This is a genomic window from Flavobacterium ammonificans, assembly GCF_020886115.1.
GTDB classification, from domain to species: domain Bacteria; phylum Bacteroidota; class Bacteroidia; order Flavobacteriales; family Flavobacteriaceae; genus Flavobacterium; species Flavobacterium ammonificans.
Window position 1 is genome coordinate 132,884 of record NZ_AP025185.1, and the last position, 23,905, is coordinate 156,788.

The 23,905-nt window shown below is 34.5% G+C and carries 22 protein-coding genes and 1 tRNA gene; 4 read left to right on the forward strand and 19 right to left on the reverse strand.

From position 1 onward, the window contains the following. Window positions 1–63: 63 nt before the first annotated feature. From LPC20_RS00590 to mraZ, 17 genes are all read right to left on the reverse strand, one after another. On the reverse strand, window positions 64–1,146 hold the full coding sequence (locus LPC20_RS00590) for an efflux RND transporter periplasmic adaptor subunit (RefSeq protein ID WP_229325463.1): 1,083 nt from the start codon (window positions 1,144–1,146) through the stop codon (window positions 64–66). A gap of 38 nt (window positions 1,147–1,184) precedes the next feature. Beyond that, complete coding sequence (locus LPC20_RS00595) at window positions 1,185–2,498, reverse strand: TolC family protein (protein WP_229325465.1); 1,314 nt, start codon at window positions 2,496–2,498, stop codon at window positions 1,185–1,187. Between the two features lie 125 nt (window positions 2,499–2,623). Continuing rightward, window positions 2,624–2,697, reverse strand: a tRNA-Arg gene (locus tag LPC20_RS00600). Window positions 2,698–2,785: 88 nt separating this feature from the next. Continuing rightward, window positions 2,786–3,235 carry a GatB/YqeY domain-containing protein gene (locus LPC20_RS00605; RefSeq protein ID WP_229325467.1) on the reverse strand — a complete coding sequence of 150 codons (450 nt, stop codon included), beginning with the start codon at window positions 3,233–3,235 and terminating at the stop codon, window positions 2,786–2,788. Window positions 3,236–3,449: 214 nt separating this feature from the next. Then, entirely contained in the window at window positions 3,450–5,390 is a 1,941-nt protein-coding gene (gene ftsZ, locus LPC20_RS00610; RefSeq protein ID WP_229325469.1) for a cell division protein FtsZ, read from the reverse strand. Window positions 5,391–5,444: 54 nt separating this feature from the next. Beyond that, window positions 5,445–6,824 (reverse strand): cell division protein FtsA, encoded by a 1,380-nt coding sequence (gene ftsA, locus LPC20_RS00615; protein WP_229325471.1) that lies wholly within the window; start codon window positions 6,822–6,824, stop codon window positions 5,445–5,447. Between the two features lie 6 nt (window positions 6,825–6,830). Beyond that, window positions 6,831–7,553 (reverse strand): cell division protein FtsQ/DivIB, encoded by a 723-nt coding sequence (locus tag LPC20_RS00620; protein ID WP_229325473.1) that lies wholly within the window; start codon window positions 7,551–7,553, stop codon window positions 6,831–6,833. Next, window positions 7,540–8,889, reverse strand: coding sequence for a UDP-N-acetylmuramate--L-alanine ligase (gene murC / locus LPC20_RS00625; RefSeq protein ID WP_229325476.1), 1,350 nt, complete (start codon window positions 8,887–8,889; stop codon window positions 7,540–7,542). The genes LPC20_RS00620 and murC overlap by 14 nt, the downstream gene beginning before the upstream one ends. Window positions 8,890–8,926: 37 nt before the next feature. Further along, window positions 8,927–10,015: an undecaprenyldiphospho-muramoylpentapeptide beta-N-acetylglucosaminyltransferase gene (gene murG, locus LPC20_RS00630; protein WP_229325478.1), complete on the reverse strand. Its 1,089-nt coding sequence runs from the start codon at window positions 10,013–10,015 to the stop codon at window positions 8,927–8,929. Window positions 10,016–10,025: 10 nt separating this feature from the next. Beyond that, complete coding sequence (locus LPC20_RS00635; protein ID WP_229325480.1) at window positions 10,026–11,327, reverse strand: FtsW/RodA/SpoVE family cell cycle protein; 1,302 nt, start codon at window positions 11,325–11,327, stop codon at window positions 10,026–10,028. 26 nt (window positions 11,328–11,353) lie between these two features. Beyond that, window positions 11,354–12,688: a UDP-N-acetylmuramoyl-L-alanine--D-glutamate ligase gene (gene murD / locus LPC20_RS00640; RefSeq protein ID WP_229325482.1), complete on the reverse strand. Its 1,335-nt coding sequence runs from the start codon at window positions 12,686–12,688 to the stop codon at window positions 11,354–11,356. Then, window positions 12,689–13,918, reverse strand: coding sequence for a phospho-N-acetylmuramoyl-pentapeptide-transferase (gene mraY, locus LPC20_RS00645; protein WP_229325484.1), 1,230 nt, complete (start codon window positions 13,916–13,918; stop codon window positions 12,689–12,691). Window positions 13,919–13,923: 5 nt separating this feature from the next. Further along, window positions 13,924–15,387, reverse strand: coding sequence for a UDP-N-acetylmuramoyl-L-alanyl-D-glutamate--2,6-diaminopimelate ligase (locus tag LPC20_RS00650; protein WP_229325487.1), 1,464 nt, complete (start codon window positions 15,385–15,387; stop codon window positions 13,924–13,926). Continuing rightward, window positions 15,384–17,384, reverse strand: coding sequence for a penicillin-binding protein (locus tag LPC20_RS00655; protein ID WP_229325489.1), 2,001 nt, complete (start codon window positions 17,382–17,384; stop codon window positions 15,384–15,386). Before LPC20_RS00655 ends, LPC20_RS00650 begins: the two co-directional genes overlap by 4 nt. After that, a complete protein-coding gene (locus tag LPC20_RS00660; protein ID WP_229325491.1) occupies window positions 17,375–17,722 on the reverse strand; it encodes an FtsL-like putative cell division protein in 348 nt (115 codons plus the stop codon). Before LPC20_RS00660 ends, LPC20_RS00655 begins: the two co-directional genes overlap by 10 nt. A 9-nt stretch (window positions 17,723–17,731) precedes the next feature. Further along, complete coding sequence (gene rsmH / locus LPC20_RS00665; protein WP_229325493.1) at window positions 17,732–18,640, reverse strand: 16S rRNA (cytosine(1402)-N(4))-methyltransferase RsmH; 909 nt, start codon at window positions 18,638–18,640, stop codon at window positions 17,732–17,734. Continuing rightward, window positions 18,615–19,088: a division/cell wall cluster transcriptional repressor MraZ gene (mraZ, locus tag LPC20_RS00670; RefSeq protein ID WP_229325495.1), complete on the reverse strand. Its 474-nt coding sequence runs from the start codon at window positions 19,086–19,088 to the stop codon at window positions 18,615–18,617. Before mraZ ends, rsmH begins: the two co-directional genes overlap by 26 nt. Before the next feature lie 301 nt (window positions 19,089–19,389). Here mraZ and LPC20_RS00675 point away from each other — a divergent pair, with 301 nt between their 5' ends. Both LPC20_RS00675 and yihA read left to right on the forward strand, forming a co-directional pair. Further along, window positions 19,390–20,163 (forward strand): alpha/beta fold hydrolase, encoded by a 774-nt coding sequence (locus LPC20_RS00675; protein WP_229325497.1) that lies wholly within the window; start codon window positions 19,390–19,392, stop codon window positions 20,161–20,163. A gap of 20 nt (window positions 20,164–20,183) precedes the next feature. After that, window positions 20,184–20,804, forward strand: a complete 621-nt coding sequence (gene yihA / locus LPC20_RS00680) for a ribosome biogenesis GTP-binding protein YihA/YsxC (RefSeq protein ID WP_229325499.1) — start codon at window positions 20,184–20,186, stop codon at window positions 20,802–20,804. Window positions 20,805–20,864: 60 nt separating this feature from the next. On the opposite strand, the gene gldC is transcribed toward yihA, so the two are convergent. Beyond that, window positions 20,865–21,200, reverse strand: coding sequence for a gliding motility protein GldC (gldC, locus tag LPC20_RS00685; protein WP_229325501.1), 336 nt, complete (start codon window positions 21,198–21,200; stop codon window positions 20,865–20,867). Beyond that, a complete protein-coding gene (gene gldB / locus LPC20_RS00690; RefSeq protein ID WP_229325503.1) occupies window positions 21,200–22,156 on the reverse strand; it encodes a gliding motility lipoprotein GldB in 957 nt (318 codons plus the stop codon). Before gldB ends, gldC begins: the two co-directional genes overlap by 1 nt. Window positions 22,157–22,344: 188 nt before the next feature. Here gldB and nadE point away from each other — a divergent pair, with 188 nt between their 5' ends. After that, on the forward strand, window positions 22,345–23,151 hold the full coding sequence (gene nadE, locus LPC20_RS00695; RefSeq protein WP_229325505.1) for an NAD(+) synthase: 807 nt from the start codon (window positions 22,345–22,347) through the stop codon (window positions 23,149–23,151). Between the two features lie 88 nt (window positions 23,152–23,239). Further along, complete coding sequence (locus LPC20_RS00700) at window positions 23,240–23,869, forward strand: response regulator transcription factor (RefSeq protein WP_229325507.1); 630 nt, start codon at window positions 23,240–23,242, stop codon at window positions 23,867–23,869. Window positions 23,870–23,905 lie beyond the last annotated feature (36 nt).

A 23,905-nucleotide genomic window follows, 5' to 3' on the forward strand; every position in this document is an offset into this window, starting at 1 on the left:
TTTAAATGTTTATGAGTTTAAAAGTTTAAAAGACTATGCTTAAAACTGAACACTAACTACTATTTACTGAGCACTAACTTTAGCGCCATTAAATAATTTCCCTTCTGCTGAAACAATGTATTGTTCGTTTGCCGAAAGTCCTGATAAAACTTCTACTTGATCTCCTGTACTTTTTCCAATGCGCAACCATCTTAAAATAGCTACATTACCAGTTCCAACAGTATAGATTCCTGTCAACTGACCTTGGTGTACCAAAGCTGATTGAGGCACTAAAACTGTAGTTGTTTTGGCTGTAGTTTGATTCTTGTTCTCAATTGGGAATTGTACATTCACAAACATTCCCGAAAGGATTTTGTTGGATGTTTTGGCTAAATTGATTTTAACCAAATACTGACCACCCGTGTTTTTGGCCGAAACACTCACTTCGGCTACTTTTCCACTAATAGTTGTATTGTTCGATTTTACCAAAACCGTAACGGGCATTCCTTTAGTAATACTATTAATATCACTCTCAGCTACCATAGCTGTAACTTGCAAACGAGAAGCACCTTCAATGCTCACCAAAGGCATTCCAGGATTAGCCATATCGCCTTCTTTAACAAATGTATTCGTTACTTCTCCTGAAAATGGAGCGGTAATATTAGAATACGAAAATTGTGCTTGTACTTCGTTACGCATTTGCTTAGCACCTTCTAAACCTGCTTTTGCCATTTCGTAGCGAGCGGTCATATCGTCTAATTCTTTTTGAGAAGCACTTTGTTGTTTGAACAAATTGGTAAAACGATCATAATCTTTTTTAGCATTATTATACCCTGCAGTAGCTTGCAAAATAGAAGCTTCTACTTGTGCTTTTTTAGCTTGTAAATCCGAACTGTTAATGCTTACCAAAAGTTGTCCTGCACTTACTCGTTGTCCAACTTGAACATGAACCTTGGTTACATAACCCATCATACGAGTACTTAAATTAGCACTATTTTCAGCTTCAATTTTTCCACTTGCAGTTACAAATTGACCGTTGTTAATTGCACCAACACCGCTAAGTTGTACTGTTATAGCAGGCTCGTTAGTTGTTACTTCTTGTTTATCTTTTCCACACGATAAAAATGCGAATGTAGAAAGGGTTAGGATAGCTATTGTCTTTTTCATGTCTTTTATATATTGAAATTACTTTTTAATATTGCTTTTTATTTAGTTAAAAACTGAACATATTCTTTGGTGAAGTTATACTCAAATACGGCTTGTAAAAACTCTAATTCTTTTTGAGCCATCATAGTTTCAGACTGCAATAAATCGGTTGTTTTTTCTAATCCTTGTGTAAAACGATTCGAGCGAATACGATATGCCTCTTGGGATTGGTCAAAAGCCAATTTGGATAAATTCACTTTGTTTTCAGCATCACGTAATTGGCGATTGGTTTTATTCAATTCCAACTGACTTTGCGCTTTGTATTGCTGACTTTCAAAACTTGATTTTTGGTAATCGGCTTTGGCTTTTTCTAATTTACCTATACTTTTGAAACCGTCAAAAACAGACCAAGACAATTGTGCACCCACTAAATATCCTTTAGCATTCGTACCCAAAAAACTCGTGTCATACATTTCATAACTTCCAAAAGCATTCAATCTAGGCAAGAAACTCATTTTGTTAGACAACACCATTTTTTCGTATGCTTGAGACGCTTTTTCCATGGCTTGAATGTCTTTTCTGTTTCCAGAAAGAACAGTGTTCATGGCATCAATAGCAATGCTATTATCCAAAGTTTCTAAAGGCTTGTAGATTTTATTTGTATTGTCTTCATTCAACAAAAAGGCCAAATAATCCGATGCATTTTGCACATTACTTGTAGCATATTGCAATTGGTTTTTAATTTCGTTCACACGAACTTGTACCGATAACAAATCTGTTTTTTGTAAAATGCCTTGATTAAAATAATTGGTAATCAATTTTAAATTGGCATCGGCAGTTTGATTTGCTTTTGACAAAACCGCTACCGCTTTGTATGCCAATTGCAACTGCATAAAGGCTTTATTAACTTCTAATTCTAAATATTCTTTAGTTCGCTCTGTTTGTAATTGGAAAGCTTCCATTTTAGACTTAGCTGCTTGTCTACCATACATTCCATCTACATTAATTAAAGGTTGTAATACCTCAATTTTAGTAGCAAAATTTTTAGTTTTCGTTGGATCATTCAATAATGCAGGATTAAAATCTGATGCAGTTAAAATCTCCTGATTCAATTTAGAACCAAAAGCCATTAAAGGATTTGTAGTAGAAATTGCTGTGTGCGAAGCTGTAATACTTGGCAAAAACAGCGCATTCGATTGTCTAAAATCAGCTTGAGCCGATTTGAAATTTTCGTTTGCAATTCGAATCTGCAAATTTTTGTCTAATGCTTTTTGACCAATTTCTTTTTTAGAGATTGTCAAAGTGTCCTGACTAAATCCTAAACTGGAGAAAGCCAAACATCCCATAAGTGTTACTACATGTAGTTTCTTCATAATTTTTTTCTAATTAATGAAGCAAAAGTAAACTAGTAGTAGTGTCTAGTCAGTAACAAATGTCACAGTGAAGGGAATATGAATAATATAAACAAAAAAACCTACTGTTATACAGTAGGTTTTTGTGACCACGGCAGGGTTCGAACCTGCAACCCTCAGAGCCGAAATCTGATATTCTATCCAGTTGAACTACGCAGTCAAATTTATTTACGATGTACGATGAACGATTTATGATATTAGCTTCGCTCCGTTCGGCTTCGCCTCGGGTCGATTTACGATTTAGGAAATTAAGACAATAATTTTTTAACGATAGTCGAGATGGTTTTACCATCGGCTTTTCCTGCTAATTCAGCTGAAGCCAATCCCATTACTTTTCCCATCGCTGCCATTCCTGAAGCACCATTATCTGCAATAATTTTAGCTACTACAGCTTCCACTTCTGTTTCTGATAATTGAACTGGTAAGAATTTCTCAATTACGGCTGCTTGTAACAATTCTGGTTCAGCTAAATCAGGGCGTCCTTGTTCATTATAGATATTGGCACTGTCTTTACGTTGTTTGACCAAACGTTGCAACAATTTGATTTCTTCCTCAGCACTAATTTCTTCTTTGGCACCCGTTTCAGTTTGTGCTAAAAGCAAAGCTGATTTCACTGCACGCAATGATTCTAATGCTACCGTATCTTTGGCTCTCATGGCGTTTTTAATTTCGTCCATGATTTGTATGGCTAAACTCATATATTTTGTTTTTAGTGTGTTTTATTTTTTGAAACAGAGGACAATAAATAGTCTTTTTAAGTAAAAAGCTAGCAATGTCAGTCGTGCTATGGCTCGCAAATTTAGAACAATTTACCCGAACAAACAAAAGATTGATTCTTAAGCTGAATGGATAAAAATAACCCGAAAATCGTTTGACTTTCGGGCTAAATTGGTTTTGATTAGTTTGTAATTTTTAATCTACATTATCGTGTAAATACGAGTTGTTTGAACGCAACTGCAAATCATTATTGCTGTCTGTTCCCACTGATATTCTCGAGTTGTTTGTGTTTGATTGATTGGTAGAAAGTTCTACTCCCAATCTTTTATATGCAGGTTCTTTCTCGTATTCGTCAATTTTAGAAACGTTGTTGTGAAACTTATAATTGAATTCTTTCAACTTTCTTCTTCTTTCGTCGGCGCGCGCGCGTAAGGTTTCTTCTATGGTCATTTCCATTGGAGAAATCGACTCGAACTCTGAAGAAGCAATTGTTGACTCATCCATTTTTTTCATGGTGATATTCAATTCTTCTGGAACAACTTCAGCCACTTTTTCAATAGTTTTAGTTGCTACAAAATCATTTTCTACTTCCATGTATTCTTCTAACGAGTGACGGATAACTCCGTTTTCAGCCACTTCTGTTACAGGTACAAAAACAACAGGATCTACAACATGCATGTCGTTGATTTCATTAGTCAATTCAAAAACTATTTTATTTTCTTCTGCAACTGGCTCTGATTTAAATAAGGGTAAATCAAAGGATAGTGCAGCTTGCTCTTCCACTTGAATAGCTTTTGGCTGCGCTATTTCGATAGCATGTGCTTCAGGCGTTGTGAAAGTAAAATCAATATCATTAATTGGCGAAACGATTTCGAAAGTCACATCTAAATTTTTGATAAATTCAGACATTACGATTAAATCATTTTCATTGGTAATAGGATCGTAAGCTGGAACTGCTTCAGCTACAATTGCAGCTGCTGGCTCCTCCTCCAATAATTCAAAAACAATTCTTTCTTCACTAGCCACTGGAGTTTCTGTATTCAAATCAAATGCAGGAACTGGAGTATTGGATAAATTGTGAGTGATTTTTTGCTCATCTTCCAAAGCGTGGATGATCTTTTTTGGCTCAGAATTCACAATTTCGTTTTGTTGCTCCAAGTCAAAACCTGTAGCTATAACAGTTACTGCGATAGCATCACCAAGAGTTTCGTCTTCACCAACTCCCATGATAATATTCGCATTGAAACCTGCTTCAGATTGAATGTGGTCATTGATTTCACCAATTTCATCCAAAGTAATTTCGTTAGTTCCAGAAACGATAAGCAACAATACGTTTTTGGCACCTGTTATTTTATTGTCATTTAATAAAGGAGAATCCAAAGCAGAAATAATAGCATCTTTCGCTCTAGTTTCACCTTCAGCTATTGCGGAACCCATTATAGCTGTTCCACTATCTGACAATACCGTTTTAGCATCACGTAAATCGATATTTTGAGTGTAGTGGTGTGTAATTACTTCAGCAATACCTCTTGAGGCAGTTGCTAATACTTCGTCCGCTTTTGAGAAACCAGCTTTGAAACCTAAGTTTCCGTACACTTCTCTCAATTTGTTGTTGTTAATTACAATAAGCGAATCAACTTGTTTGCGTAATTTTTCAATACCAATTAAGGCTTGTTCTTGACGTACTTTACCTTCAAAAACAAAAGGAAGGGTCACAATACCTACTGTAAGAATATCACGTTCTTTAGCCAATTGAGCAATCACAGGCGCAGCACCAGTTCCGGTTCCACCTCCCATACCAGCAGTGATAAATACCATTTTAGTATTTTGATCTAACATTTTTTCAATGTCAGAAATACTTTCGATAGCTGATTGTTGTCCTACATCTGGATTTGCTCCAGCTCCCAATCCTTCTGTTAAGTGAACTCCCAACTGAATTTTGTTAGGCACAGCACTATTTTGCAAGGCTTGTGAATCTGTATTACAAACAATAAAATCTACCCCTTTGATTCCTTGTTTAAACATGTGGTTGATGGCGTTGCTCCCGCCGCCTCCAACACCAATTACTTTAATTACATTTGATTGGTTCTTTGGTAAATCAAAAGAAATACTTCCAAATTCTGAGTTGCTCATCATTTTATTTGGTTTTTGCTATTTGTTGTTAATTTAATATTGTGAAAGGCATAGCCTCTATTCTGCATTATCTAAGAAATCCTTGATTTTATCTACATACTTATCAAAAAAGGATCTTCTAATTTGAGTTTCTGTCGATTTGTCTTTACTTTCTTCTTTTGTAATTTCAACTGAATCTGATTCAGCTGCAACGACTTCATCTGCCTCCATTACTGGAGCTTTATAGACAGGCATTTCCGGGGCTTGGACCTGATCTATTCTAACAGCACTCTGCGTTTTGTTTTCGATGCTATTCATCACTAAACCAACTGCAGTTGCATATAAGGGACTTGAGATTTCTTCGCTTGAATTACCTGCTAAGTGTTCGTTTGGATAACCAATTCTTGTATCCATTCCTGTAATATATTCCACTAACTGCTTGATATGTTGCAATTGTGAACCTCCACCTGTAAGTACAATTCCTGCGATTAATTTTTTTCTTGGGTCTTCATGGCCGTAGGCTTTGATTTCAACAAAAACTTGTTCAATAATCTCTACTACACGTGCATGAATTATTTTAGACAAATTCTTTAACGAAATTTCTTTAGGCTCTCTTCCTCTCAATCCCGGAATAGAAACAATTTCATTTTCTCTATTCTCTCCTGGCCAAGCTGAACCAAATTTCACTTTCAATAATTCGGCTTGTTTTTCAATAATTGAACAACCCTCTTTAATATCGTCTGTAATTACATTTCCTCCGAAAGGAATCACTGCGGTATGACGAATAATACCATCTTTAAAAATAGCCAAATCCGTTGTTCCACCACCGATATCAATTAGCGCTACTCCAGCTTCTTTTTCTTCTTGGCTTAAAACAGCGTCAGATGAAGCTAATGGCTCCAATGTCAATCCAGATAAATCAATCCCTGAATCGTGAATACAACGTCCCACGTTTCTGATTGAAGAAGCCTGTCCCACCACTACATGAAAACTTGACTCTAAACGACCACCATACATTCCAATAGGTTCTTTAATCTCTGATTGCCCATCGATTTTAAATTCTTGAGGCAAAACGTGAATGATCTCTTCACCAGGAAGCATGGCCAATTTATTCACTTGGTCAATTAACTGTTGAATATCGTTACCCCCAATTACTTCTTCTGGATTGCTTCGGCTGATGTAGTCCGTATGTTGAATACTACGAATGTGTTGACCAGCAATACCTACAACACAGTCTTTAATTTTGTATCCTGAATTAGCTTCAGCTTCTTGAACAGCATGTTGTATAGACTGAATAGTTTGAGTAATGTTATTCACAACACCTCTAGCTACTCCTAGACTTTTGGATTTTCCAACACCCAAAATTTCTAGTTTTCCATACTCATTTTTCTTGCCTATCATTGCAACAATTTTTGTTGTTCCAATGTCTAAACCTACTGCAATATTCTCTTTTTCCATTACCTCTTATTTTGTGCAAATTACTTGTTGGGTGAAACGAAGGTCAATTTTTTTATATTTATACAAAGTACTATCAAGAACTGCTTTTTGAAAAAACGCTTTATAATTTCGAATTTTCGTATCCATATTTACCGTTCCTCCGAAATCAATTTGATAATCAAAATTTCTATTCAACATTTTTAAGCTACCATTAGGCATAATTTGAATAGCAATGATGTTTTTTTTCAAAAACGCATCGTCATGAATTTTTCTAAATAATTCAGCTAAAGCTTCGCTATTTTTTTTACGTATTACTCCCAAAACGAGGGGAACTCTGGCAGTAAAATGTGCCGACAACGGCATCGTATTTCCCTTGTAATCAATATAAAAAGAACGCTTACCATCAAAAACTCTTGCAACGGGAGTTTTCTGTTTTACAACCGCTTTCAAAACACCATCTACTGTTACAAATACCTCTGATTTTTCAACCATTTGATTCGAACTAACGGCTTTTTCTAGCTTATTCAAATCTAATTTATCTTTTCGGATAGCTGAAGCATCGTCATTATTTTCTATTAACAATTTATTAACCGTTTCTTGTTTAAGAAAACTAGAATTTTCTCCAACAAAAACCACCTTAGCTTTTGTCAATTTTCGGTTTCCGTTTCTATTTGAAGTAAACGAAAACAAGAAAATCACCAACCCAAACATGAGTACTAACCGAATCGTTATCCAATTAAATCGTTTCATACAATGCGTTTTTTATTGACGGTACCATTTCTCCTAAATCTCCCGCTCCAATGGTTACTATAATTCGTGCATCTGAAGCTAAAATTGAAGGAATCAAATCTTCTTTAGTTACCAATATTTTATTTTCACTTGTCATTTTATTCATCAACCATTGCGAAGTAATTCCTTCCATTGGCAATTCTCGAGCTGGATAAATATCCAATAAAATTACTTCGTCAAAAAGCGATAAACTTTTCGCGAAATCATCTGCAAAATCTTTCGTTCTACTAAACAAATGCGGTTGGAAAATAGCTAGTACTTTTTGGTTAGGATACAATTCGCTAACCGCTTGATGTACCGCATTAATTTCTGTTGGATGATGTGCGTAATCATCGATATACACCAAATTTGGCGTTTTTATCTGATACGAAAAGCGTCTTCTAATTCCTTGAAATGAAGCCAATGCTTTGGCAATCGCTTCCGATGAAGTTCCAAAAGTTTTGGCCATAGCCAAAGCCATCAAAGCATTCATCAAATTGTGTCTGCCTGGCAATCCGAAAGCAATATCACGAATGGTTTCTGTTGGCGTTTGTACGTCAAAAACATAACTTCCGTTTCCAACCCTCACATTGAACGCTTTATACACCGCTTCCTCATTTACTGCACAAGTCACTCCTTCTATTGGCAATTCATTCGTAATAAACAATTGACTCTTATCTTCTACTTTATTCGCAAACTCTACAAACGACGCTTCAATTTCTTCACTTGTTCCATAAATATCCAAATGATCCGCATCCATAGAAGTTACACAAGCAATATTGGGATGCAAATGCAAGAACGAACGATCGAATTCATCAGCCTCAACCACAGTAACTGTTTTTCCAGTTCCAATTAAATTAGAGTTGTAATTTTCAACTATTCCACCTACAAAAGCAGTGACATCAGCACCACTTTCAAATAAAATATGTCCTAAGATACTTGAGGTAGTAGTTTTACCGTGTGTACCTGCAACTGCAAAACAAAAAGTATCTTTAGTTATAATTCCTAATACTTCGGCGCGCTTTTTAACTTCGTAATCGCGCTCTAAAAAATAGTTCCATTGCGAATGTGTTACAGGGACGGCCGGGGTAATTATCACCAAGGTATTTTCCACATAATACTCTTTCGAAATTAAATCAATACGATCTTCAAAGTGGATATCAATACCACTTGCAATCAATTCATCGGTTAACATTGAAGGCGTTTTATCGTAACCCGAAACATTTTTTCCGATAGTTTTGAAATAACGCGCTAAAGCACTCATTCCAATCCCTCCGATTCCTATAAAAAAGACGTTATGTATTTGATTTAAATTCATTTCTTACTTGCAACAAAACACTTAAATGTTCTGTTTTTTATTTGATTAATTTTAGTATCTCTTCTACTATGGCTTTAGTTGCATTAGGCAAAGCCAAGTTGTTAATGTTTTGACTCAATTCGTTTTGCTTATTTTCATCAGTAATCAAATCCGAAAAAGTAGATTCGAAATTGGAATCTAACTCGCTTTCGCGTATCAAAATAGCACCGTTTTTATCAGCTACCGATTTAGCATTCTTTGTTTGATGGTCTTCAGCTACATTGGGTGACGGAATAAAAATTACTGGTTTCCCTACAATACACAACTCCGAAACAGAAGAGGCTCCTGCTCTCGAAATTACTACGTCGGCAGCAGCATACACTAAATCCATTCTTTCGATGAAAGCCATTACTTGCACATTATCTGAATTCCATTTTTGGTACTCATCCAAGTAAAATTTCCCACATTGCCAAAGCAACTGTACATTTTGAGAAGCAAAGAATTCCAATTCTTTTTCAATCAATTGATTGATACGTCTTGCTCCTAAACTTCCTCCTAAAATCAAAATCGTTTTTTTATTGGGATCTAAATTGTAATGCGCAAGACCTTCAGCTCTTTTACTTTGCACTTCAATTAAATCCTGTCGCACTGGATTCCCAGTCAAAACAATTTTCTCTTTAGGAAAAAAGCGCTCTAATTTTTCATAAGCTACGCAAATCGCATTGGCTTTCTTACTTAATAACTTATTGGTAATTCCTGGATAGGAATTTTGTTCTTGTATTACAGTCGGTATGCCTGCGCTATTAGCCATTTGCAATAATGGCCCGCTCGCAAAACCTCCTGTTCCAATTACCACATCTGGTTTGAATTGTTTAATAATTTGTCTTGATTTTAACAAACTATTCAATAGCTTTACTGGAAACAAAGAATTATCAAAAGTCAAACGTCTTTGCAAACCTGCAATCCAAAGTCCTTGTATTGGGTACCCCGCCTGAGGTACTTTTTGCATTTCCATTTTATCCTTCGCGCCAACAAAAAGAATATCAGCATCAGGAAATCGAGACTTTAATTCATTAGCGATAGCAATTGCAGGGTAAATATGACCTCCTGTTCCTCCTCCGCTTAGTATGAATTTGTATGTTCTCATCGTTAAATTACTATTTATTTATTACTGCACTCATTGGATTTTTAGAGCTGTCTTGAATGGAATAATTATTGGGTTCTATGTGTTGTTCGTCTGATTCTAGTTGTTGGTCTATTAATTTTTGAAGTGCTTCTTCTCGTTTCGCAGCTTCTTTTTGTTCTTGCTCAATTTCCTCTTCTTTCTTAGTCACATTAATGATGATTCCAAGAGCAAAACAAGTCATCCAAATTGAACTTCCCCCACTACTTATCAAGGGTAAGGTTTGTCCTGTAACAGGTAGTAATTCCACGGCAACAGCCATATTGATTAATGCCTGAAATATTAATGGAAATCCCAAACTAATGACGACTAACTTTCCAAACAAAGTATTGGCCTTGTGTGCTGCAATTACAAATCGGAACAGCAACAAAAGATACAATCCTAAAACTACCAACCCGCCAACTAATCCATATTCTTCTACAATAATGGCATAAATAAAATCAGAAGATGATTGAGGTAAAAAATGTCTTTGAACACTTTTTCCTGGCCCAAGCCCTGTAAAATTTCCTGAAGCAATAGCGGTTTTTGCAGCATTTATTTGATATTCATCTTCCCCTACTTTATCAGTACCGTAATTTTCAATTCTACTAATCCAGGTATCTACCCTGCTAAAGAATTTTGAATCTGGAAAAGCTTTTGACAACACCACAAAAATTAATAATCCTGCTATAGCCATTGCCATAATGTAACCAATGTATTTCAATTGATACTGTCCTACAAAAGCAATCATAACCACCATCACAAACATTAAAGCAGTAGTCGAAAAATTCGCAGGCAAAATCAATGCTAAAGTGATAAATACCGGAATCCATAACTCAACAAAAGAGGCTTTAAAAGTCACTGGAATTTCTCTTGTTTTAGATAAATAACGAGCTACATAAATGTATAAAATGATAGCTGCTATAGAAGAGGTTTGAAATGAAATTCCAATAAATGGTAATTGTAACCATCGACTTGCATTGGCTCCGCCAATATTGGTTCCTTTAAACAACGTGAGCACTAAAAGTCCCCAAACTATGGGCAAACCTATTCTGGATATCACTCTAAAATAATGATATGGAATTTTATGAACCACGTAAATAATCATAAAACCCATTCCCAAATGAGCCGAATGCTTCACTAAATACCCTAATGTATTTCCGTCTCCACCTCGACCAAAAGCTAAATTTGTACTAGCACTAAAAACAGGCATAAAGGAAAATAAAGCCAATAAAGCCAAAAATGACCAAATTACCTTATCTCCTTTTAGATTGCTTAGTAGCTGTTTGAGTTTCATATCCCTTAAAGTCTAATTAGTGCGAACTATAAATTGTATACTGCTTGTTTGAATTGTTTGCCTCTATCTTCATAATTTTCAAACAAATCAAAACTAGCACAAGCTGGAGACAACAAAACCGTATCTCCTTTTTCGGTCATGCGTTGCGCCATTCTAACTGCATCTGGCATGTTATCTACCTCTACCATAACATCAACTATATTACCAAAAGCTTCAATAATTTTTTTATTATCAACGCCCAAACAAATAATTCCTTTCACTTTTTCGTTGACCAATGACATCAATTCGTTATAGTCATTTCCTTTATCAACACCACCGACAATCCAAACTGTTGGGGTAGTTACACTATCCAAAGCAAAGAAAGAAGCATTCACATTTGTTGCTTTAGAATCGTTGATATATTGTACATTTTGGATTTTCAATACTTTTTCTAGACGATGCTCTACTCCTTGAAAATTTGACAAACTCTCTCTGATGGTTGCATTTCTAATTTGCATTAATTTAGCCACTGAAGTAGCCGCCATTGCGTTTTTCATATTGTGTTTTCCTTCTAACGCAATTGTTTCAGTTTCCATTGAAAATTCTTCGTGATTCATCATCTTTACTTCGATTTTATTGTCTTTTATATAAGCCCCTTCAGTGAACACTTGGTTCAATGAAAAAGGAATTAGTGTTGCTTTTGTTGTATTATTTTTCAACCAATTTGTTATTGCTTCGTCTTCTGCATCATAAATCAAATAATCCTCTTCGGTTTGATTCATTGTAATTCTAAACTTAGAATTGATGTAATTTTCATACTTATATTCATAACGATCCAAATGATCTGGACTAATATTCGTTAGAATTGCAATGTGTGGCTTGTAATCAATAATTCCGTCCAATTGAAAACTGCTTAGCTCTAAAACGTAAGAATCAAAATCGTTGTCAGCCACCTGCCAGGCAAAACTTTTACCAATATTTCCACCTAGACCTACATTCAAGCCTGCTGATTTTAGCAAATGATAAGTCAACATTGTAGTAGTGGTTTTACCATTACTCCCAGTTATTCCTATTGTTATTGCTTTAGTGTAAGGAGCTGCGAATTCAATTTCTGAGATTACTTTAATTCCTTTCTCAAACAGTTTTTTTACTATCGGTGATTTTTCGGGAATTCCCGGGCTTTTCATCACCACATCAGCATTTAGAATCAGTGATTCTGTATGCATTTCTTCCTCCCAAGCAATTCCATTATGATTAAGAACTTCTTTATAACTTTCCTTTATTTTACCAAAATCAGATACAAAAACATCATACCCTTTTTTCTTGCCAAGAATGGCAGTACCTACTCCACTTTCTCCTCCTCCTAAAACAACTAATCGCATCTATCTCAGTTTTAATGTCACAATTGATAGAATAGACAACATGATAGCAACAATCCAAAAACGAGTTACAATCTTACTTTCATGATATCCTTTTTTCTGATAATGATGATGTAAAGGAGACATTAGAAAAATTCTTCTCCCTTCGCCAAAACGTTTTTTTGTATACTTGAAATAAGCAACTTGAAGTACTACCGATAAATTTTCTGCTAGAAAAATTCCGCAAAACAATGGAATCAGCATCTCTTTTCTTACGGCTATAGCTAATACTGCTATAATTCCACCAATTGTCAAACTACCGGTATCTCCCATAAATACTGAAGCTGGAAAAGAATTGTACCAAAGAAACCCAATCAATGCTCCTACAAATGCTGATATGAATACAGTCATTTCTCCTGAATTAGGAATATACATGATATTCAAATAGTTAGAAAAGATGATGTTTCCAGATAAAAATGTGAATATACCTAGAGCAAATACTGAAATAGCAGATGTACCGGCTGCTAAACCATCTATACCATCTGTTAAATTGGCTCCATTTGATACAGCAGTAATGATAAAAATTACTACAGGAATGAAAATTAACCAAGCCCAATTCTGATAGCCTTCACCAGTCCATGCAATTACCTCTGCATAATCGAATTCGTTATTCTTAAAAAACGGGATCGTAGTTGCAGTAGATTTTACCTCAACAGGGGCTTTTACTATGGATGTAACTGAAGTTGATTTTAAAACTGGAGAGTTTGAAGCGTTTTCTAAAACAGTAACTGCAGGACTAAAGTATAGAACTGACCCAACAATAATACCCAATCCTACTTGACCAAATACTTTAAAAATTCCTTTTAAACCTTGTTTGTCCTTTTTAAATATTTTGATATAGTCATCAATAAAACCAATTGTACCCATCCAAAGAGTAGTTACTATTAAAAGGACAATGTAAATATTATCCAATTTTGCAAAGAGAACTACAGGAACTAGTGTTGCAAAAATGATAATTAATCCCCCCATAGTTGGCGTTCCTGCTTTTTCATTTTGACCAGCTAAACCTAATTCACGAACCGTTTCTCCTACTTGTTGATTGCGTAAGAAATTAATAATTCTCTTCCCGTAAATTGTGGATAACAATAAAGAAAGTAAAAATGCCAACCCTGATCTAAAGGTGATGTATTGGAAAACTCCTGTCCCTGATAAATTTAAAGTTTTATCTAAATATTCAAATAAGTAGTATAGCATAATTTCTATTTATGGAGTTGTTCTAGTAATTCTTTTACAATTTTCATATCATCAAAATCATGACGTACACCATTAATTTCTTGATAGGTTTCATGGCCTTTACCAGCTATTAATATGATATCATTAGGCTGAGCCAATTGGCAGGCAGTTTTAATGGCTTGCTTTCTGTCTGTGATTGATAGAATTCTTTTATAATTATGTGGCGCTACCCCTGATTCCATTTCGCTTATAATTACTGCTGCATCTTCATTTCTAGGATTGTCAGAGGTAAATACTGCCTTATCACTTAAATCAGAAGCAATTCCTCCCATTACTGGGCGTTTGGTTTTGTCTCGGTTTCCACCGCAACCCACAACTGTAATCAATTGTTCGTTTTTTGTTCTGATATCGTTGATGGTTTTCAATACGTTCTCTAAAGCATCAGGTGTGTGAGCATAATCTACAATGGCTGTAACATTTTCAGCAGAAACAATGTATTGAAAACGACCAGAAACACTTTCTAACTCGGATAATAATCGTAATGCTTCCAAACTTTCCATTCCCAATTCAATAGCAGTTCCGTAAATAGCTAATAAATTGTAAGCATTAAACGTTCCAATTAACTTAACCCAAACTTCGTTGCCATTAACTTTCAAAAGCAGTCCAGATAATTGACTTTCTAAAATTTGCGCTTTATAATCTGCATAAGATTTTAAGGCATAACTGCACTTTTTGGCAACCGTATTTTGCAATACAACTGAACCGTTTTTGTCGTCGATATTAGATAGTGCAAAAGCGGTTTTAGGTAAATGATCAAAGAATGATTTTTTTACATCACGGTATTCTGCAAAAGTGGGGTGGTAATCTAAATGATCGTGTGATAAATTAGTAAATACCCCTCCAACAAAATGCAATGCTTCAGTTCGTTTTTGATGCACTCCATGTGAACTCACTTCCATAAAGCAATAATCAACACCTGCTTCAACCATTAAAGCTAAATAACTATTAATGGTTATAGAGTCAGGTGTAGTATGTGTAGCTGGATACTCCACATCGTCAACCATGATTTTAACCGTTGAAAGCAAACCTACTTTATGTCCCGCTTTCTTATACAATTGATATAATAAAGAAGCAATTGTAGTTTTTCCATTGGTACCTGTCACCCCTACTAATTGTAGTTTTTGTGAAGGATTTCCAAAATAATTTGCCGCAACAACAGCTAAGGCTGCATTGGTATCTTTTACCTGAATATAGGTAACTCCCTCAGCTATATCTTTTGGAAAACTATCACACATAATTGCTGACGCACCTAAGTCGATAGCTTTTGAAATATAATCATGACCATCCGAAATAGTACCACGAATAGCTACAAAAAGATCATTTTTTTCTATTTTTCTAGAATCAAAATCTATCTTTCCAATAACTATGTCTGTCGAACCCTTTATGGCTTCAATAGCTACTTTGTATATTATGTCTTTTAGGATACTCACGATAATTCTAATACTATTGTTGTGTTCTTTGCTATATTTTGTCCCGCTTGTAGCGACTGTTTCTTCACTTTGCCAAAGCCTTTTATTTTAACTCTTATTCCTAAATTTTCTAAAAGAGCCAAAGCATCCATACCAGACATACCTCTTACATTTGGAATAGTGTTTTGCCTTTTATGAGAATTAGCATTATAAGATGCATAATCCAATTCTTGTTTAGGAATTTTTCTATCAATTTTTTTAATTGTATTGGTAGATGGCGCGTCTGTAAATATTTTTTGGGCAATTCTTTTAAATACAGGTCCTGCTACATCGGCACCATAATAATTATTATGAGCTGTGTTTGGCCTATGCACCATAACAATACAAGTATACTGCGGCTTATTAGCTGGGAAATACCCAACAAACGAAGAGGCGTAATACATGCCAGATCCGGTTTTATTACCATAGTTCATTTGCGCTGTTCCTGTTTTTCCTGCCATCGGAAACTCTTTAGTGTACAATGATTTGGCAGTTCCTCGTTTTACCACATTTTCTAATAAAGCACGTACTTTTTTCAATGTTTCAGGTGAACAAACTTTTGGATTGATAACTTGAGTATCGAATTTTTTAACCGTTGTATTCCACTTCTTAATTTCAGAAACTAATTGTGGTTTTACCATTACACCATTGTTTGCAACAGAATTGTAAAAAGTCAAAGTTTGCATAGGAGTAATATTTACTCCATATCCGAACGCCATCCATGGAAGTGAAATTTTGGACCATCTTGCTTGACCTGGTTTTGGGATTATTGGAGACGCTTCCCCTTTTAACTCTAAACCTATTTTTTTATCTAATCCCCAATCTTCAATATGCTTAATAAATTTTGAAGGATTATTTTTATAATTATTGTATACAGATTGAACCATTACCGTATTTGACGAAACTTCAAATCCATGTCCTAAAGAAATTCTTCCCATTCCTTTATGTGAATCCACAACATTTTTCCCAAAATAAGTTATTACTCCACCTCTAGCATCAAAAACAGTACTGGTGTCGGCAACTTTATCTTCCAAAACCGCCATAAGATCTACTAATTTGAATGTGGATCCAGGATCATGCGCTTCTGTAATAGCATAATTCAATGTTTCATTATAAGTTCCATCACTTAGCCTGCCCAAATTTGAAATCGCCTTAATATGTCCTGTTTTAGTTTCCATTACAACCACAGTTCCGTGCTCTGCTTCGTATTCTTCCAATTGTTTTAATAAGGCGTGGTGCGCTATATCTTGTATAAAAACATCTATTGTAGAAATAACATCATACCCATCAATAGGATCTACCTCATTAAAATCGCGAATCGGTTTCCACTGTCCTTTGGCAATTTTTTGTTTTAAAATCTTACCGTCTTTACCGTTCAAATATTTTCTATAAGCCCATTCAATTCCTTTTCCATCAGGAGTACTATCCGGTTTCATTCTTTCGTAACCAATGGTTCGTTCAGCAATTCGTCCGATTGGATATTCTCTAACCGGCTCAGGCTTTACGATAATTCCGCCTTTATTTGCTCCTTCTTTAAACAATGGAAACTCTTTAATTTTTACATAGTCCGTATAACTTAAACCACGCGCAATTAAAAAAAACCTGTTATTTGTAGCTCTTGCTTTGCGCAAAGCTCTTTCGTAATAATTAGATGGTTTGCCAAGTAAATAGGCTAATGAATCTGATAAAGAATCAACGGCTCTTTGAAACAATTCAGATTTTGGTACCACTGCATCAAATCGGATTTCATAATTTGGGATTGAAGTTGCTAGCAAACTCCCGTCTGACGAATAAATGTTTCCTTTGTTAGCTTTAATAGTAAATTCTTTTACCGTTTTTTCCTTCGCTTTTTTGCGGTAATGATCCCCTTGAACCCATTGAATATTGGTCAATTTGAAGACTATAGCTACCGCCATCAAAAACATAGCAAAAGCTACGAGATAGATACGATACGAGATATTTTTATCTTCTACTGCCATAATTTTTCAAAAAAACTTTTTTCTACTTCTTTAACTACTTTAATTTTAATTGGAGGTACTGTTGATGGAACTATTTGTCTTGCTTCCATTTGTTTAGCTACTGTAGATTCCATTTTCAATTTCATTAACTCCGAACGTCTGTCTACAAATTCAGAACGCAATTCTTTCACTTCAGTTGTAAGCTCCGCGATACGAAAAACTTTTTGCTCATAGCTCTGCGTATTGGCAATCATAACAATGGCTAAACCAATTATAAAAACGATAAAGCGCCAGTTTTTAATTGCGTCTTCGTCTAATAAAAATCGAGCTTTTAATATGCCGTACAATCCGTGTTTCATTACAACTAATTATATTTTTTCAGCTATTCGCAACTTCGCACTACGTGCTCTATTGTTTTCTCGTATTTGTTCGTTATTTGGGACAATTAACTTTCCAATTGTTTTAAATGGAACAGAAAAATTTCCGAAAAAATCACGTTCTGGCTCTCCTTCAAACATTCCGTTTTTTACAAAACGTTTCACCAATCTATCTTCAAGAGAATGATATGAGATGATACTTAATCGCCCACATGGTTTTAATATTTCCAATGATTGTTCTAAAAACTCTTTCAAAACATCCATTTCTTGATTTACTTCAATTCGAATTGCCTGATACATTTGAGCCAAAATTTTATGACTTTTATGCGCTGGCAAAAACCGACTCAATACTTCTTTTAACTGTTCCGTATTGCGGATTGGCATTTTTTCTCTTGCCTCCAAAATAACTCTAGCAATAGCAGGCGCGTTTTTCAACTCTCCGTAATCCAAGAAAACCCTACGCAAATTATCTTCGTCATATTCATTAACCACTCGATAGGCACTTAAATCATTTTTTTGACTCATTCTCATATCTAACTCAGCGTCAAATCGAGTAGAAAAACCTCTTTCAGCAACATCAAATTGATGAGAAGAAACACCTAAGTCGCCCAAAATACCATCCACTTCTTTGATATTGTGAAAACGTAAAAAACGCTTTATAAATCTGAAATTTTCATTAATAAGAACAAAGCGATCATCTTGTAAGGCATTCGCCAAAGCATCTTCATCTTGATCAAAGGCAAACAATTTACCATTTGGACCCAATCGACTTAAAATCTCTCTGGAATGCCCTCCGCCACCAAAAGTAACATCGACGTAAATTCCGTCCGGCTTAATATTTAAACCACCAACTGACTCGTGCAGCAAAACAGGATTATGATACTCCATTGTCATCATCATTTACATTACCCATTACATCTTCTGCTAAATCAGCAAAATCAATATCTTCTCCGTTTATCGATTGCTCGTACAATTCTTTATCCCAGATTTCGACAATATTTACTGCCGAAGAAAAAACAACATCTTTTGAAATACTTGCAAAACCAACTAAATCTTTAGGTACTAACAAACGACCTAAAGCATCAATCTCAACCACCTTAACACCGGCTGTAAAACGACGAATAAAATCATTGTTCTTCTTTACAAATCGATTCAACTTATTGATTTTTTGCATCATTAAATTCCACTCTTGCATTGGATACAACTCTAAACAGGACTGAAAAACCGAACGCTTCAGCACAAAACCTTCTTGCAATGAAGAGGCAAGTTGCTTTTTCAAAGGAGACGGCAATAACACCCTTCCTTTAGCATCTACTTTACATTCATATGTTCCTACAATTGTGTTCAAAAAATTTTATTTAAATGATTCTAAGCAAAAATATAAAATATTTTACCACATTTTACCACAATCTACCACTTTGTTAATAAGTTTACCCACTTGTGACTAAAAACCCTTACTTTATGGACTGTCAATAGTTTAGATACGGTTTAAACTTGTTTATAAATGAGAATCCTACTAGAGTCAGAATCAGTGACAACTAATGATTTTAACAAGAAAAAGGATTAAAGAGTTAAAAAACAAGCTTAAAAATTTATATTTCTGTATTAAATCCTATATTTGTCAAAATTGAAAATAGGGATCCGAAAAAATGGAACAACACTATAAAAAAGAAGGTAAATACAGTTATTTTGAAGCAGGAGAAGGAACTCCAATCGTTATTCTGCACGGATTAATGGGAGGACTTAGTAATTTTAATGGTGTTGCCAATTACTTTTCTAACAAAGGATACAAAATAATCATCCCCGATTTACCTATTTACACCCAAAGCCTTTTGAGAACAAATGTGAAAGCATTTGCTAAATATGTAAAAGACTTTATTGCATTTAAAGGTCTGGAAAATGTTATTTTATTAGGTAATTCATTAGGAGGACATATAGCACTTTACCACACTAAAATGTATCCCGAAAAAGTAGCTGGATTAGTCATTACTGGCAGTTCTGGTTTATATGAAAGTGCTATGGGAGATAGTTACCCCAAAAGAGGCGACTATGAATACATCAAGAAAAAAGCAGAAGATGTTTTTTTCGATCCTAAAGTGGCTACACCAGAATTAGTAGACGAAGTTTATGCTACTGTAAACGATCGTATCAAGTTGATTAAAACACTTACCATAGCCAAAAGTGCTATTCGTCATAACATGGCAAAAGATCTTCCAAAAATGACAGTACCTACTTGCATCATTTGGGGACGAAACGACAAAGTGACTCCACCAGAAGTAGCAGATGAGTTCAACCGCCTTTTACCTAATTCCACTTTATACTGGATAGACAAATGTGGTCATGCCGCAATGATGGAACACCCTGATGAATTCAACAGCGTTTTAGAAGATTGGTTAACGAAAGTTTACCAGCCTGTTTCTTAATTCTGTTTATAAAAATATTTATGAAAATTACTACTGCTGAATTTATAATTAGCAACTCTCAGGTTGATAAATGTCCGAAAGATTTCTTACCCGAATACGCCTTTATTGGTCGTTCAAACGTAGGAAAATCTTCGCTTATCAATATGTTGACTAATCATAAAAGTTTGGCAAAAACATCAGGAAGACCAGGAAAAACGCAATTAATTAATCATTTTTTAATTAATAAAAATTGGTTTTTAGTAGATTTACCAGGTTATGGTTATGCCAAAGTTTCCAAAAAAACCAAATCAATCTTTCAACAATTCATCACGGATTATTTTGAAACACGAGAACAATTAGTTTGTGCCTTTGTTTTGATTGATATTCGCCATGAAGCCCAAACTATTGATATTGAATTCATGTCGTATATGGGTGAAAGTGAGATACCATTTTGCATTATTTTTACTAAAGCAGATAAAATAAGTAAAGTGAAAATCGACTCGCATGTTGCAGCCTACAAAAAGAAAATGTTTGCTAATAATTGGGCCGAAATGCCGCAGTATTTTGTTACCTCAGCAACTGAATTTACTGGAAAAGAAGAGTTGCTAAGTTATATTGACGAAGTAAATCAAGAAGTCTTTAAAAATAACAATCAATTTTAAATATAATTGATACACATTAAAAAAGCCAAAACTTAAGTTTTGGCTTTTTTATTGAATAATTTATTTTACCAATTCCAACTTCTCAGCAAAATAATCGCAGAAATCTTTCATTGTGTTCGTCATTTTTTCGTCATCAGTAGCGCGTTTGAAAGTATCTGACATAGCCACTAATGTTTGATGAAAAAAGATTTTCATTTCGTCCACTGGCATGTCTTTCGTCCACAAGTCAATACGCATGGTTTCTTTGGCTTTACTATCCCAAATTGACAACATGATAGCTTTGGCCTCCTCTTTTGCAACACCGCCATCTTCAGCGGTCCAAAATAATTTTTCTGGAACTCGATTTTGATCTAATTCAATTTCGAATTTAATTTCTGATGTAATAGAATTTGACATTATTTCTTAGGTTTATATTTTGATTTTTTAAAAAGTTCTTTTGCATTGAGCTCGAGTAATTTAGCAACAGGGACATCGTTATTTTTAACAAATGACCTTACAATTTGCCAACCTATCCACGCCCCAACTTGACCAGGTGATTCGTTATCTATTTCCAAATAAAACTTAGAAAATGGAGCTGGTGCAATAAAACGAGAATTGAGTTTTAACTCGTTACTATACAACAATTCATTTTCTAAAAAGTACCGCCAAATATACGATTCGTTTTCCTCACACCAATTGATTTCTTTGGGCGTGTAACCCATTTTTTCGTCATCTGTATAATTTGAAAGAAGAAGGTCTTTCAAATACAATAACTTTCCGTGATAGATCATCTGACTTAATAGTGTATTGTCCTTTTCAGTTGTAATTTTGCTTTTTCCAAAACTAGCAACTAAATCTGGCATCATTTGTCTTTGCTCAAAATTTTGACGAATATAGGCCGGGAATTCATAAAATTTATGGTCTTTCCCTAAGTACATTTCTAAAGAAATAATTACCAAACTATCTGCATAAATTACTTTATTATCGTAATCCATCTCAGCAATTACTGTATAAACTTTTGGTGATTTTGTTTTTGGAAAATGGAATTTAATATGTTTAAATACTTTTTCCAGTTCTGCCTCTATGGATTCACTTTTTTTATATTTTTTTTGAACTTCAGCAAAAAGTTCTCTCCAAAGTGGGTTATTTATTTTATTAACCCATACACTATCTGGTATTCCCTCTGGAAAAAAAAACGGATAGCGCTTTTTAATCGTATGTAAATCTTTTGGCGAAGATTCAAAAAACACTTGATCAAAACGATCAATTTTTATTTGTACAGGAAGCGCTTCAATCTTTTTTTCAACAGCACTTTTCTTATTACATGAAAAAAACATTAAAGACAAAATACAGGATACTAAAAAAATTCTCATACTTATTAATTGGATTTAGACACTCGATTCGGCATCTTTCTTTACCTATCGTTTTTGATAATTCAAAATAGATTGACTCTTTATGTTTACTATTTTTGGTTACATTTGTTATTGATTTTTTCAATTAACAATTAAATTTCAAAAATAAATACAAATATACATTCCTGCTTTTTAATACCTCAATTATTATGTCTAAAAAAAGTACTCTTCAAGTAGAAAAAGTAAACGAATATATTGTCAATTGGTTAAAAGCTTATGCTACTAACGCAAAAGTTAACGGATTTGTTATAGGAATTTCTGGCGGAGTTGATTCAGCAGTAACTTCAAGCTTATGTGCGCAAACCGGTCTCAAGGTAGTTTGTGTCACTATGCCTATTCATCAAGCTGAAAGTCATGTAAGCAGAGCAAAGGAACATATTGATCAATTAATGCAACGCTTCCCTAACGTTTCTAAAGCCGAATCTGATTTAACTCCAATTTTCGAATCGTTCAAGAAAGTACTTCCAAACGACACTACAGAAAGTCAACTTAACTTAACTTTAGCTAACACTCGTGCGCGAATTCGAATGACTACATTGTATTATTATGGCGGAATTTATGGGTTGTTAGTTGCCGGAACGGGAAATAAAGTAGAGGATTTTGGTGTTGGGTTTTATACTAAATATGGTGACGGTGGGGTTGATATTAGCCCAATTGCAGACTTAATGAAATCAGAAGTGTTTGCTTTGGGTGATTTTTTACAAATTCCACAATCTATTCTAAATGCTGCTCCAACAGACGGTTTATTTGGAGATGATAGAACCGACGAAGATCAGCTGGGCGCTACTTACGATGAATTAGAATGGGCGATGCAACAAAATGAGAATGGCAAAATTAGTACTGATTTTTCAGAAAGAGAGAAAACAGTTTTTGAAATTTATCATCGTTTAAACACCCTAAACCAACATAAAATGCAGCCAATTCCGGTGTGTATAATCCCTAAATCTATTAAATAACACATTTTATCTGATTTGCAATTGTTTACAGAATTAATTTATTAATTTTACTTCTCCAAAAACAAATAATAATTCTAAAAACAACATTATGATCAAGGTCTGTGTAGCCGATAATTTTCCTGTGGTTCACTATGGGATAAAGTCTTTTTTTAAAGACCATTCGGATATTTCAATAGTTGCCAACATAGGAAATTTTTCTATGCTTAAAGAAATACTCCAAAGTAAAGAGATAGATGTACTCCTTTTAGATCTTGAATTAGAAGGCTTAAAAAGTATCTTTGAAGTCAAAGCAATTTTAAAAGAATTTCCAGAAACTAAAGTAATTATTTACAGTAATCTCTCTGAGCAAATATATGCTCCTAATGCAATAAAAGCAGGTGTGTCTGGATTCATCCATAAAAAAGAAAAACTTAGTGTAGTTTATGATGGGATTAAGCAAGTTACAGACGGGAAAATTGTAATGAATGAAACTGTCAAAAAAAATCTTGCTTTAATTGCAAAGAAAAGTAAGAGTGAACGTATTTACAGAAAACTTTCAAATAGAGAAGTAGAGGTATTACGTTATTTAAGTGATGGCAAAAAAAACCACGAAATTGCCGATATTCTTAAACTAAACGAAAAAACTATAAGTACTTATAAATTACGATTACTGACTAAACTAAATGTCACCAATCTAGTGGATCTAGTCAATAAAGCTAAAACATTAGAAATTGTATAAATTGAATTAAAAAAAATGAAAGCCTAAGCTTTCATT